Origin of the sequence: Azotobacter bryophylli (assembly GCF_042643485.1) — a bacterium.
Classification (GTDB): domain Bacteria; phylum Pseudomonadota; class Gammaproteobacteria; order Pseudomonadales; family Pseudomonadaceae; genus Azotobacter; species Azotobacter bryophylli.
This window is the reverse complement of sequence record NZ_JBHRSJ010000007.1, coordinates 162,831-176,775: the sequence shown is the minus strand read 5'-3', so window position 1 is coordinate 176,775 and position 13,945 is coordinate 162,831. Positions and strand designations below refer to the sequence as shown.

Below are 13,945 nucleotides of genomic sequence, written 5' to 3'. Positions count from 1 at the left end.
GTTATTTATCCGACTGACGCTCAGGTCATGTAGGCATGCCATTCAATACAATAAGAGGCCATGCATGATTGAAACCATACAAGCACTGGACATTTCGCTCTTCAAGTTCGTCAACGAGTTTGCCGGTACAAACGAGCATCTCGACAGAATTATTCTATTCATCGCGAACAACTACCTCATAAAAGGCATTCCCTTCTGGATGCTATGGTGGAGCTTCTGGTTTTCCAGGGACTCCGACCGAGTGCAGGTTAGAGCGAAACTGTTGGCGATGATGGCCATCTCCATCGTTGCGATACTCGTCGGAAGACTGTTATCCGCAGTGCTTCCCTATCGACTCAGACCCATGCATGACCCAGCAGTCGAATCGATACTTCCGATCAATATCGATCCGCTGACACTGAACCAATGGAGTTCGATGCCCAGCGATACCTCCGTACTCTTCTTTTCCTTCGCGACCAGCATCTTCCTGCTCAACCGGAGGCTCGGCGCCCTGATGATGGGTTACACGGCGCTGCTCATATGTCTTCCGCGCGTCTATGCAGGCTTTCATTTCCCCAGCGATATAATCGTCGGCACGGCAATTGGCATTCTCATTTCCCTGACCCTGATGAAACCGCTCTCGAAACTGGTCCTGAGGCTCCGCCTGCTGACCCTCGAAGATCACTATCCGGCCCTGTTCTATCCGCTGGTCTTTCTGATCAGCCTCGAGTCCGCCACCATGTTCGACTCCGCGCGCGCCTTCGTGGCCGAGGCCTACAAGTTCGCCAAGTTCGTCATGATCTGAGCCCCGCCTGACCAGGCCGGCGACCGGGAACACCATCCCGGTCTCGGGCGAACGCGGGGCCGCTTCATTCTGCCGATGCGAGCCTGGGAATGAATGCAGCTCGATATCAGCCTCCCCCATCTGCTGCACCGTCCCATTGTCCGGATGGCGCATCTACACTTTCTCGATCCGGATAATTGCCTCTCTACGACAACTTGAGCGCACAGTCAGAAATAGCCATTCGCCTTAATGGCCGATGCCTTGAGCGATGCAGCTTCAAGAAGAAAAACGGAATTTCCGTGCTAACAAAAAAGTATTACTAACGAATCAAGAACTCTTCTCGAACAGGCTTCCGCACGTTAAAGGAGTGCTAGGAATCAGAAAAAAAATCCTACCTCTCGTCCTTAAGGCAAAGTTAAGGTGAGTCCGCTACCGAATGAATATGACAATTTTCTGAAAAATCGAAGCTCAACTGGAAGAGCATGAAAGATCAGGGACAGGTCTGAACCCAGGCTCCTCTTTTCGGGCTGGATATATCGACTCAGCCCTCGTTCGCCCTTCCCTTGATTTCTTCCCAGTTCAACGTGCGCGCAGAGCCCCGAGGCGACTGTCGCAGGTTATGTTTTGCTCCCAAAAACATGTTTCCCACGTTTTCAGGATCGAACGATAAATCTTGGGGCGGTAGCGTGCTCGAAGTAGCCATGACCAATCGACAGGCCAACAACTGCAATTGCGGCGCCGATGGAAGTCCTCAAACTTCAGGCAGTGCAATAAACCTATCGATCAATGCAAAACTTTGGAGATAACGAGTTCCATGGCCATACGTCATTTCTTCCTGTTGCTGGGTCTGTTGCTGGTTCAGAGCGAGGCCGTGCTGGCAGAAGGTAACTCCACCTACAAACTGGGATCGGGCGACGTCATCCGGATCAACGTATTCGGCGAGCCCGACCTCAGCTTTCAGGAGCTCCGCCTGACCGACGCCGGCACCTTCTCCTACCCGTTCATCGGCGAAGTCCGCGCCAAGGGCAAGACCGCCGCCGAGATCGAGAAAATGATCGCCGAGAAACTCAACGGCGAATTCCTGGTGGACCCGCGCGTGTCGGTCAGCGTCCTGCAATACCGAGAGTTCTACATCAGCGGCGAAGTGAAGGAGCCCGGCGGCTATCCCTATCAGCCCGGACTCACCCTGCGCCGCGCCATCGCCCTGTCCGGCGGGCTGACGGAGCTGGCTTCGAAGAGCCGGATAACCATCATCCGCGATCAGGACCCCAACCGGACCCCGGAAAAAGCCAACCTCGATACCCCCATCTATCCCGGAGACTCCATCAACATCGACCAGGGCTTCTTCTGAAAGACCTCCCGGCCAGCGGCCCACCTGCACCAGGAAGTGCCAGTAGCACTACGGGCTTAGAGAAAACGCACACCACGCCCCTTCTCAGCGCAGAGTCTCATACATGGAAAGTATCGCTCCGAGTTCAGTCCGCCCCCGGGCCATCCAACGTCTGGATTTCGACGAGAAGGTCGATCTGCTGCACACCTGGCAAGTCATCTGGTCCAGCAAGTGGAGCATCCTCTCGCTGGTCCTGGTGGCCATGCTGGCCACGGTCGTCGTGCTTTTCGGCATCACGCCCACCTATCGCGCCATAACGACCCTGCTGATCGAGCAGCAGAAGGCCAATATCGTGGCCATCGAGCAGATCTACGGCACGGAAAGCTCGCAGAGCGAATATCTCCAGACCCAGTTCGAACTGCTCAAGTCCCGCACCCTGGCCGAGCAGGTGGTGCGCAAGCTCAACCTCACCACGCACCCGGAATTCGACCCCCGGCAGAAGCCGAAACCCCTGATCAACGTCTCGGCCCTGCTCTCCCGCTTCCTCAAGGCCAAGCCTGCCGCCCAGCCGGGCGAATTGCCGGGCACCGTGCCGGACGTCCTTGCCGGGAGCGTCCCCACGGAAGAGGCGCGGATCTTCAAGGACGTGACCAGCGCCTTCATGGACCGCATCGTCATCGAGCCCATCCCCAAGAGCCAGCTGGTGAAGATCCAGGTCGACATGGCCGATGCGCCCATGGCGGCCCGCGCGGCCAATGCCCTGGCCAACGGCTATATCGAGGCCCAGCTGGAGGCCAGCATGGCCATGTCGGCCAACGCCACCGCCTGGATGCATACCCGCCTGGGAGAGCTGCGTGACAAGCTGACGGAATCCGAGAACCGCCTGCAGGCCTATCGCGAAGCGGAAAATCTGGTGGATCTCGACGGCGTGACCACCATCAACGCCGCCGAGCTCTCGCTGACCGGCAACCGCATGATCGACGCCCGCCGCCAGCGCGCCGAGGCCGAGAGCCAGTACCGCCAGGTCCAGTCCATGCGCGAAGGCGGCTGGGAGAAGCTGGCGACCATTCCCGCGGTGCTGGGCAACCCGCTAATCCAGCAGTTCAAGGCCGAAGAGGCCAGGGCCCGGGCCAAGGTCGAGGAGCTGTCCAAACGCTACGGCAGCCGCCATCCGGCCATGGAAGCCGCTCGCACCGAGCTGAACGCCGCCTCCGCCAGCCTGAGGGGCCAGGTCGAGCAGATCGTCGCCGGCATCGAGCGCAACTATCAGTTGGCGCTCGCCAACGAGGGCTCGCTGAAGAACTCGTACAACGCCAACAAGACGCAGATCCAGAACATCTCCCGCAAGGAGTTCCAGGTTCGCGAACTGCAGCGCGAGGTGGAGGCCAACCGCGCCCTCTACGAGACCTTCATGACCCGGCTGAAGGAAACCACCGCCACGTCCGACCTCGAAACGGCCAATGCCCGGATCATCGACCCGGCCACCGTGCCCAGCCGTCCGATCAAGCCGCAGAAGGGGCTGATCGTGGTCCTCGTCGGCATCCTGGCGCTGCTCGCGGGGGCCGGCATCAGCCTGCTGTTGAACTCGCTGAACGACACCTTCAAGAGCACCGAGGACGTCGAGAACAACCTCAATCTTCCGGTGCTCGGCATCCTGCCCATGATCAAGAAGCAGGAGCGCGGCCAGCTCGCCAAGCTCTTCACCAGCCATGAGCACCGGACCTTCGCCGAGTCGATCCGCACCATCCGCACGGCCGTCATCCTCTCCGGCATGAACAGCAGCCATCACGAGATCCTGGTGGTCACCTCCTCGATTCCCGGCGAGGGCAAGAGCACCGTCGCAGCGAATCTGGCGCTGGCCCTGGGCCAGATGGAAAAGGTCCTGCTGATCGACGCCGACCTGCGCCGCCCGACCCTGGCCAAGAACTACGACTTCCCGGTGGGCACGCCCGGCCTGGCCAACCTGATCGCCAATACCGCCCGCCTGGAGGACTGCATACGGCATTCCAACGGTATCGACATGCTCAGCGCCGGGGCCGTCCCGCCGAACCCGCTGGAGCTGCTGTCCTCGCCACGCTTCAGCAGCGTTCTGGAGACCCTGAAGAAGAAATACGACCGCATCGTCATCGACTCCCCTCCGACCCAGGCGGTGAGCGATGCAGCGATTCTGGCCACCCAGGCCAATGCGCTGATTTACGTGATCAAGTCGGAATCCACCCCGATCCCGCTGGTGCAGAAAGGCGTGGGCCAGATGCTGCAGAACAACGCCCCGATCACCGGCGTGGTGCTCAATCAGGTGAACGTGAAGAAGGCCAAGAAGTACATGAACAAATACGGCGGCTATTACGACTATTACGGCTATAGCAGCGACGACAAGAAGGCCACGGGGACCTGATCAGCCGTCGAGGATCGGTTCCAACATCCACCCCAGGGACGATGGCCGGTTGCCCAGCGACCGGGTTGTTCGTTGACCACTCACCGACCATGGCTCAGGACGACGCCCATGCCCGCTACCGCACGCGCAAGACGCGATAGGCCCATGTCCCCGGACGCGCCCGGGATACTTCCCCGCTGGGGCCAAGGGGCAGACACACGCGGCGTCGACAGCCTCCGCCGCCAGCGGAAAATCGCCGCGGCCCGCGGTCTCACCTTCTGGGGGCAATGGCTGGTGGCGATGACCCTGACCAGCCTGCTGCTCTGTGGCCTGGCCCTGGCCAAGACCGGGGAGATCGATACCCAGTACCGCATGCTCGTGCTCTTCGCCCTGCTCGGCTCGGCGCCGGTCTACTCGCTGCTTCGCGTCTACCACAAACAGCATGGGTACCTCACGGGACTGTCCCGCCTGCTGGGCGGCTGGTTGCTGCTCCTCGCCGGGCTGACCATGGTGGCCTTCATCACCAAGACCAGCACCCTGTTCTCCCGGGAGGTCGCACTCACCTGGGCGTCGCTGGGCCTCGCCGCGCAAGCCGTGGCCTACCTGCCGCTGCATCACGTCTCGCGGCGTTACCACCAGAAGCTGCTCAGCGAGCGCACGTCGCTGATCGTGGGCACCGGCGATCTGGCCCTGACGCTTGCCGAGAAACTGCACCGCATCAAGCACGAGCCCGTTGTCGGCCTGGTCGCCCAGGAGGTCCCGGAGCAACCCAGGCCCTGCCCCTACCCGGTCATCGGCGTGCTGGCCCATCTGCGCCAGCTGATCGCCAACCACAACATCCGCCGCCTGTATATCGCCCTGCCCCTCACCGAGGCCGAGCAGATAGAGGGCCTGTACATCGACCTGCTGGATGCCAACGTGGACGTGGTGTGGATTCCCGATCTGGCCAGCCTGATGCTGCTCAACCACTCGGTGAGCGATATCGACGGCCTGCCGGCCATCCATCTCAACGAAAGTCCGTTGACCGCCTACCCCACCGCCGCGCTGACCAAGGCCATGCTGGATCGCTTCATGGCCCTGCTGGCGATCCTCGCCCTGAGCCCGCTGATGCTGATCATCGCCATTCTGGTCAAGCGTTCCTCCCCGGGTCCGATCATCTTCAAGCAGCAACGCCACGGCTGGAACGGCCAGATCATCATGGTCTACAAGTTCCGCTCCATGCGCATGCACGACGACGTCCAGGTCAAGCAGGCGACCCGGGAAGATCCGCGCATCACGCCCATCGGTCGCTTCATCCGCCGTACCTCCCTCGACGAGCTGCCGCAGTTCTTCAACGTACTGCAGGGGCGGATGTCGCTGGTGGGCCCTCGCCCCCACGCCGTGGCGCACAACGACTACTACACGGGCAAGATCAAGGCCTACATGGCCCGGCACCGGATCAAGCCGGGAATCACCGGGCTGGCGCAGATCAACGGCTGCCGCGGCGAAACCGAGACGCTGGACAAGATGCAGCAGCGCGTGGAGCTGGATCTGGCCTACATCAACAACTGGTCGCTCTGGCTGGACATCAAGATCCTGATCAAGACGCCCTTCACCCTGCTCGCCAAGGACATCTACTGACCTCCCGGCATCCGGAGCCAACCACACGCAAAGAAAGCCATGGAGATGCCCGGCCCTGACGCACGGATCGTCGGCCGGGCAACGGCGCCCCTCTCATATTTGAACGTTCGAAGGAATCGACATGAAAGTTACTGTTTTCGGCATCGGCTATGTCGGCTTGGTCCAGGGGGCTGTTCTGGCGGAAGTCGGTCACGACGTGGTTTGCGTCGATGTGGATGCCCACAAGGTCGAACGCCTCAAGCAGGGCATCATCCCCATCTACGAGCCCGGTCTCGAAAGCCTGGTACGGGAAAACCATGCGGCGGGCCGCCTCGACTTCACCACCGATGCCGCAGCCGCCGTGCAGCATGGGGAAGTTCAGTTCATCGCCGTCGGCACGCCGCCGGACGAGGACGGTTCGGCGGATCTCCAGTATGTGCTCTCCGTCGCCGAAACCATCGCCCGGCACATGGAAAGCCGGCAGATCATCATCGACAAATCCACCGTGCCGGTCGGCACCGCCGACAAGGTCGGCGCCCGCGTCGCGGAAGTGCTGGCTCAGCGTGGCCGGGAGGACCTGCACTTCGACGTGGTCTCCAACCCGGAATTCCTCAAGGAAGGCTCGGCGGTCGCCGACTGCATGCGCCCCGACCGCATCATCATCGGCACCGGCAGCGAGCATGCCGAAGAGGTGATGCGCGAGCTGTATGCGCCCTTCAACCGCAACCATGAAAAGATCATCGTCATGGACGTGCGCAGCGCCGAGCTGACCAAGTACGCGGCCAATTGCATGCTGGCGACCAAGATCAGCTTCATGAACGAAATAGCCAGTCTGGCCGAAAAGCTCGAGGCCGACATCGAGATGGTTCGCCAGGGCATCGGTTCCGACCCCCGAATCGGCTACCACTTCATCTATGCCGGTGCCGGTTACGGCGGCTCGTGCTTTCCGAAGGATGTGCAGGCGCTGATCCATACGGCCGACAGCATCGATTTCGATGCCAAGCTGCTCAAGGCGGTGGAGGCACGCAACGCCGCGCAGAAGACCGTGCTGTTCAACAAGATTCACCAGCACTTCGACGGGAATCTTCGAGGCAGGACCTTCGCCCTCTGGGGGCTCAGCTTCAAACCCAATACCGACGATATGCGCGAAGCCCCCAGCCGCGTCCTGATGGAAGCGCTATGGAAAGCCGGCGCCAAGGTCCAGGCCTACGACCCGGAAGCCATGGAGGAAACCCAGCGTCTCTATGGCAACCGGGACGATCTGACCCTGTGCGGCACCAAGGAGGCAGCACTCAAGGCAGCGGATGGCCTGATCATCGTCACCGAATGGCAAGCGTTCAAGGCACCGGATTTCGACTTCATCAAACAGCAACTAAGCCAGCCGGTGATTTTCGACGGGCGTAACCAGTTCGAACCCAAGCGCATGGCAAGGAAAGGCTTCAAATACTACTCGATAGGGCGCTGCGTGGCCTGACAGCGAGTTCATGGAAGTGCAGTCGAAGTTCGCCCATCAGGCGAAGAGGCAGTAGGAATCGGAATGAGAAAGCCGCCCGCTCCAAAAGTCCGAATAGGATACAGCCCATTTTCCAACACGGAAAATGCGTACATCGACCGAAACAAGGAGATCCTGTCTCGCCTCGGTGCTGTCCACGAAATACCTTCGCTTGGGCAACTATTCAGACATCCCCACCGATATCTGGCATCGCGACTGGATGTAGCGATCATCAACTGGTGGGAAAATTCGATCGTTTCCAGAAAGACCGGGAAACTTCATCTGCCGGGTCTTTGCAAGTTCATGGTCAAGGCGCTCGCCCTCAGGCTGGTCGCCAGAAAAGTTGTCTTCATCAGACACAATAACTATCCGCATCATACGGATCATGAAAAAGGCGAACGCATAGCGCGCCTTCTGGATCGACTGGAAAAGCTATTCTCGATCAGCGTGACCCATTCCGGGCATAACGAGAACAGCGAGCGGCCCTATGTGCCCCATCCCCTGTACAACAAAAAGCCCGGAAGCGGCAGATCGGCACCCCTGGAAAGACAGGGGGATTATTTCGTGGCTTTCGGCAGAATCCAGCCCTACAAAAAACTGGAAGAGCTGATCGACGGTTTTCCCCCGGAGAAGAAACTGATCATTGCGGGGCCCTGCAAAGACGATGAATACCTTCGCCGTATAACTGCAGCGAGCGGGCAGAACATCGAAATACGCGCAGGCTATCTGGCCAAGGATGAAGCCGAGCGGCTGGTGGCCAACTCCCATGGAATGATTCTTTCACATGCCGAATCGGACATGATCGTCAGTGGCAGTTACTTCTTCGCCACCAGTATCGGAGTTCCCGTCCATGCCATAAAAACCCCATTCTTCGAATGGGCCAGGCGGTCGTTTGAAACTCGCGGCCTTCATATATACGAAAACCTGGCAATGCTGCATGACGGCATCGAAACGGCGAAGCAGCGAAATATCAAAAAGGAAATCATCGCCTATGCCGGCAATTCATTCGGCGATCGCAAGGTGGCCGAACACTGGAGCAAGGTATTCGACAGAATCGGCATAGCGACGCGAGGCCATATTCAAGTGGTCAGCTCAACGCCGAACCCTGCCGAACACAAACCGAAACCACGACACCTGAAAGCATCGATCCAGGGTATTGCAGGCAATACCCGACAGCGAAGCCACCATAAAACCAAATAGAGTGCCAGGGCGTGACACAAGAGCAATCCCCCCCGATCCAACCTATTCCTCATAGCCGAACGCTGTACGACGCCGTAATCAAAAGCATGCTGGGGCGCTATGCGGTGTATGCGGTGAATCTGGCATCGATGATGCTGCTCGCGCGCCTCTTCACCCCGGAAGTATTCGGCACGGTCGCATCGATTTCGGTGTTCTTCGTCTTCTTTCAAGTGATGGCGGAAGCCGGACTGGGACCGGCCATCATCAATCTCGAAAGACTCGATAGCGCGGATCGGGACGGGCTCTTCGGCTTGACCCTGGTAGGCGGGGCGGTGCTTTCAGGAGCATTCTATTGGCTCTCTCCGCTCTTCGTTGAGCTCTACGACTTGCCCAGAGTCGGCGAGGTGGTTCCTTACATCTCGCTGGCGCTTCTTTTCTTCGCGGCGGCCATAGTGCCAAGCGCCCTCCTGCTGCGCGATCAGGCCTATTTCAGGATCGCCAATGCCGGGCTGGCAGCCGAGGTGGTATCGACCACCCTGACCGTGGTCCTGACACGCTGGCTGGACCCATTGCACGCCCTTTCCGCCAAGGCTGCCTTCAGCGCGGCAACCACTTTCGCGGTGCTGTTCCTTTATTCGGAAGTAACGGAGTTCGGACGTCCGAGATGGGGAACCAAGTTCTCGGCAATCAAACCATTACTGACGTTTTCCGCCTATCAGTTCGGCTTCAACATCATCAATTACTTCTCACGCAATCTGGACAACATTCTGGTTGGCAGGAACTTCGGAGCCAGCTCGCTGGGCATCTACGACAAGGCCTATCAGCTGATGCGCTACCCGCTGATGCTGCTCACGTTCGCCATGACGCCAGCCATCCAGCCGGTCGTACGGAAATATGCCGGCGACAAGGAAAAGGTCGAGGCCCTTCATCGCGACTTCACCTTCAAACTCTCGTTTCTCGGCGCGGCGGCCGGCCTCGGAGTCTTCCTGCTCGCCGAGTGGATTGTCCGGGTGATGCTCGGGAATCAGTGGCAGGCCGTCGTGGAGATCATTCGCATCCTGGCGATAGCGATTCCGGTGCAAATCATATTGTCCACCAGCGGCAGCTTTTTCCAGGCGATGAATCGTACGGATCTGCTGTTCAAGACCGGCCTCGTGTCGGCGGTCATCACCATATTGGCGATCGGCTGGGGGATTTATCGAAGGGACATGCAAACCCTGGCCTGGGTGCTGGTCGCCTCGTTTCACGTGAATTTCTTCATCGCCTATTACGTCATGTACACCAGGATCTTCGGAAAGAACCTCTTCAGATACTTTGCCAGGATGATGCCAGCCGCATTGGTGATCGTTGGCATGGTGCTCTGGCATGACTTTTCGTGAGTGCTCTTACGTCCATTAGCCGATAGAGCAGCCCCCAGCCGCATATACCGACATGGCGCCATTTCCGGCCAGTGACTCATCAATATTCCAGAGCCCGAGCAGATAGCTCAATGAACATACTCTTTCTCAGTCACAGCTCGACGAAATCCGGCTTCGTCGTCGGCAGCCACCATTACGCACACAACCTGGCCAAGATGGGGCACAAAGTCATCCATATATGCAGCCCTATCACGCCTTTTCACCTGCCATTCTCGCAACGGCGGGATAAGTTCGACATCAGGATAGACAACTCGAGACTTAGCCAGAAGCACTGGCTCTTCGACGAGTATATCCCTCTCACGCCTTTTCCTTATGGAAAAGGCAAGTTACTGGATCGAATCAACAATACGATCCTGAATCGGATAGTCGAGAGCGGCTTCGCGGGCGAAGTCGATGCGATAGTCATCGACCAGCCGAAACTCCATTCTTTCCTGGAAACCTATCAAGACAAGCCCATCATCTATAGACCCACCGATGTCTACAGCACGATGGAAAAGAAAGATATCCGGGGTCTGGAGCTCGAAACGCTCAAATATTGCAGTGCGGTCATTGCGACGAGCAGTGCCGTCAGGGAGCACATCAACCGGCTGGGTTACGAAGTCGCATGCGTGATCAATAACGGCGTGGACTTCGACGCTTTTGAAAAACATGCCGGCGACAGTTCGCGGAATCATGACTGCGTCTACGTGGGCGCCATCGACTATCGCTTCGACCTGGATCTGGTGATAGTTCTGGCACGGGAAAATCCTCTGATCGGCTTCGATATCTTCGGTCCCTTGAGTCTGTCCCTCCCGAGCCCACTCCCCGGCAATCTCCGCTTCGGCGGGAACATCGATTATGCCGAGCTGCCACTGACCCTCGCCAAGTACAGGATGGCGCTCATGCCTTTCAACGATCATCCGGCGAATGCCAGCCGGTCGCCCATGAAGCTGTTCGAGTATTTATCGGTGGGCCTGCCCGTTTTCGCCAAAGCCATCCCCAGTCTTGCCGAATCCCCGCTGCCGGCGGTAGTGGAGACTTACAGCGACGAAAAGGAGGCCACTGAGAGATTCGGTAACTTTCACGAGTCCATCGACTCCGAACTGAGCGCCCAATGCCTCGCCACTGCTCGCCAGGAAAGCTGGGAGCATAAGACCATGAAGTTGCTGAAGATCATTTCAGAAAAGCTCCCTGCAAGTACGGCCGAGGAATCCGCTCGCGCACTCACCAGCAGTTTTCCCCTTGACGCTCAAAGAAAAACACCATGAGCACAGGACTTAAGCGTGCATCTATCGAGAAGGCCGAGAAAGTGCGCAACAGGCTTCTCGCGCTCACAAAGAGCCCAGGGCTTTCCAAAGTATATCTGACCATACTGCTGGCCATTTCCTACAATGCGATCCTTGCAATCATCAATGCCCACGCAATGCGGATCTCCTTCCCCCTGGTGGCAGCGACCGAGTTCCTGGTGCTGCTCTCGGTTGCATTGATCATTTACAAGGAAAACCTTTATACCAGCGACCTCCCCTACATATATTTCTTCGTCTTCTTCTTCACGATATCGATCATCATCTCGATTTTGAACCAGAAGTTATTCATCGATGTCATTCGAAACATGTTGATCGTCTCGCTTTTCTTGCTGTTGGGAAGGCGATTCGACAAGGAAGCGATCATCAAAATATTTCTCTTGATGAGCTCGACCATTCTATCCGTTTTGATCCTGGAGCTCTCCGCCCTGGATATTTACGCAGCGATATTCAAGCCTGCAGCGTACTTCGCGAATACACGAGGCGTCGCCGAGTTCTCACTCGACGAGTCCGGACTATTTCGCAATGCATTGGGCTTCGAGGGAAGATTTTCATTCGGCATTTTCTCTACACCACGCACATCCTCCATTTTTCTCGAGCAGGTTTCGCTTGCAAACTATGCGGGAGTTTTGAGCCTATTCCTCTTGGCTTTATGGCCAGAGTTGAAAATCCAGCATCGCATGCTGCACCTAACCCTGATCTTACTGATCATACTCTCGAACAACTCAAGAACATCCTCTTTCCTGTTCGCCATCTGCATACTCGGGTATTTCATTTATCCACGGCTACCCAGATATCTAAATCTGGCAATCGCCCCCATTATCGTCACCATTGCCCTTTATGTCTTCTACAGCAATCCAGACGCCAGGGGAGATAACTTTTCTGGAAGGGTGACACATACAGCCGAGAAGATCGTATCGATGGAAACCGGCGACTACTTCGGTCTGAGCATATCTCAACTCTACACACTGATGGACAGTGGCTACCCCTATATCATTTACTCAAGCACCATCTTCGGGATGGTCGTTTATTGGCTATTTGTCTGCCTGGTCATCCCCCAATACAACAGTGCGCAAAGACGCTGCGCATATGGATTATCCACCTATACTTTCATCAACCTTCTAATCGGTGGGACGGCGATTTTCTCCATCAAGGTCGCAGCCCCCCTCTGGTTATTGATCGGTTATATGACGATGCATCACCGCCAACCCAGCCGGGAAGTTAAGTCCAGAATAGGAACGTACAACCATTCCACTACTCAGTCAGTTGGGACTCTCTGGCCTCACCAGAAAGGCTGAAGGTTGCGCCTTATACACACCACCCTCCCAAGGCTCCGGGCAAACAATGAAAATAGCTCACATCGTGCGTCAATTTCATCCCAGTATCGGCGGTTTGGAGGACTTCGTATTCAACCTTGCCACCGAACAACTGGCTAGTGGACATAGTGTTTCGGTGTTCACGTTGAACAGTGACTTCCAGAACGATGAGAAACTGTCACCTCGCGAGCCATATAAAGGGATAGAAATAAGACGCTATCCCTGGTTTTTCTCCAAGCGCTACCCGATATGCTTCATGGCGATGGCAACGCTGAATGGCTATGACATCGTCCACATCCACGCTATAGATTATTTCGTGGACTATCTATCGCTCTGCAAACGCATCGGCATACTGAAACCCACGACGATACTGTCAACCCATGGCGGTTTTTTTCATACCAAGCGCAACGCCTTGCTCAAGCACTATTACTTCAAGACCATAACGAAGTTTTCGACCGCAGCCATGGACGCGGTCATATGCTGCAGCGAGAACGACCATCGGCTCTTCAGAAAACTGAATGGCAATACGCACCAGATCAACAATGGTGTGAAACTCAAAAAGTTTGGCGAGCCGCTGCCTGTGCCCGGCAAGACACAGGACATGATCTATTTCGGGCGGTTCAGCCAAAACAAGTGCATCCCATGGCTGATCGACGCATACGCAGGTATTCGCAATCCGGCAGGCAAACTCAAGATAATTGGCCGTAGCAAAACGGGCAATGTTCAGGTGCTAAAGAAAATGATTCAGCAACTCGACTGTGCCGATAGAGTCGAATTGATTCTCGATGTCTCTGACGAGGTCATTCTCCATCACATATCATCAGCCAAATATACAATCAGCGCCTCCGAGTATGAGGGGTTCGGTCTCAGCATAGTTGAGCTCATGTCCTATGGGCTGGTTCCCTTCTTGAGCAGCAAGCCTCCATCATTCAGAGAGTTCGTGGGTGAATCAAGATGCGGCATGCTATTCGACTACGAGCGAGAAAAATTCGAAGAACAATACCAACAACTTGTACGCAACTGGTCTCCTGACTTGGCTCATCGGGCAAGAAAATATTCGGACAGATTTTCCTGGCAAAGTGTAGCCAAAAGCATTGAATCCATTTACCAGGCAAGCATGAATCCTACGACTGGCATACAAGCGGATAGCATCGATACGAATCCATGAACCCTGCCACTCATTAATCAGCG

At 56.9% G+C, this 13,945-nt stretch carries 10 protein-coding genes; all 10 read left to right on the top strand.

What is annotated here, in order from left to right:
* Nucleotides 1-64 precede the first annotated feature (64 nt).
* The 10 genes from ACFOJE_RS04825 (at nucleotide 65) to ACFOJE_RS04780 (ending at nucleotide 13,922) form a co-directional block, all read left to right on the top strand.
* Nucleotides 65-784, top strand: a complete 720-nt coding sequence (locus ACFOJE_RS04825; protein WP_377813135.1) for a phosphatase PAP2 family protein — start codon at nucleotides 65-67, stop codon at nucleotides 782-784.
* 793 nt (nucleotides 785-1,577) lie between these two features.
* Nucleotides 1,578-2,114 carry a polysaccharide biosynthesis/export family protein gene (locus ACFOJE_RS04820; protein WP_377813134.1) on the top strand — a complete coding sequence of 179 codons (537 nt, stop codon included), beginning with the start codon at nucleotides 1,578-1,580 and terminating at the stop codon, nucleotides 2,112-2,114.
* Nucleotides 2,115-2,217: 103 nt separating this feature from the next.
* Complete coding sequence (locus ACFOJE_RS04815) at nucleotides 2,218-4,488, top strand: GumC family protein (protein ID WP_377813133.1); 2,271 nt, start codon at nucleotides 2,218-2,220, stop codon at nucleotides 4,486-4,488.
* Between the two features lie 144 nt (nucleotides 4,489-4,632).
* Nucleotides 4,633-6,087 carry an undecaprenyl-phosphate glucose phosphotransferase gene (locus ACFOJE_RS04810; RefSeq protein WP_377813132.1) on the top strand — a complete coding sequence of 485 codons (1,455 nt, stop codon included), beginning with the start codon at nucleotides 4,633-4,635 and terminating at the stop codon, nucleotides 6,085-6,087.
* A 121-nt stretch (nucleotides 6,088-6,208) separates the two neighbouring features.
* A complete protein-coding gene (locus ACFOJE_RS04805; protein WP_377813131.1) occupies nucleotides 6,209-7,540 on the top strand; it encodes a UDP-glucose dehydrogenase family protein in 1,332 nt (443 codons plus the stop codon).
* Nucleotides 7,541-7,603: 63 nt separating this feature from the next.
* The gene (locus ACFOJE_RS04800) at nucleotides 7,604-8,758 is read left to right on the top strand and encodes a hypothetical protein (protein WP_377813130.1); all 1,155 of its coding nucleotides are present in this window, start codon (nucleotides 7,604-7,606) and stop codon (nucleotides 8,756-8,758) included.
* Between the two features lie 11 nt (nucleotides 8,759-8,769).
* A complete protein-coding gene (locus ACFOJE_RS04795; protein WP_377813129.1) occupies nucleotides 8,770-10,116 on the top strand; it encodes a lipopolysaccharide biosynthesis protein in 1,347 nt (448 codons plus the stop codon).
* 110 nt (nucleotides 10,117-10,226) lie between these two features.
* Nucleotides 10,227-11,402 (top strand): glycosyltransferase family protein, encoded by a 1,176-nt coding sequence (locus ACFOJE_RS04790; protein WP_377813128.1) that lies wholly within the window; start codon nucleotides 10,227-10,229, stop codon nucleotides 11,400-11,402.
* Nucleotides 11,399-12,736 (top strand): hypothetical protein, encoded by a 1,338-nt coding sequence (locus ACFOJE_RS04785; protein ID WP_377813127.1) that lies wholly within the window; start codon nucleotides 11,399-11,401, stop codon nucleotides 12,734-12,736. The genes ACFOJE_RS04790 and ACFOJE_RS04785 overlap by 4 nt, the downstream gene beginning before the upstream one ends.
* A gap of 46 nt (nucleotides 12,737-12,782) precedes the next feature.
* Nucleotides 12,783-13,922, top strand: a complete 1,140-nt coding sequence (locus tag ACFOJE_RS04780) for a glycosyltransferase family 4 protein (RefSeq protein ID WP_377813126.1) — start codon at nucleotides 12,783-12,785, stop codon at nucleotides 13,920-13,922.
* The last annotated feature ends 23 nt before the right edge of the window (nucleotides 13,923-13,945 follow it).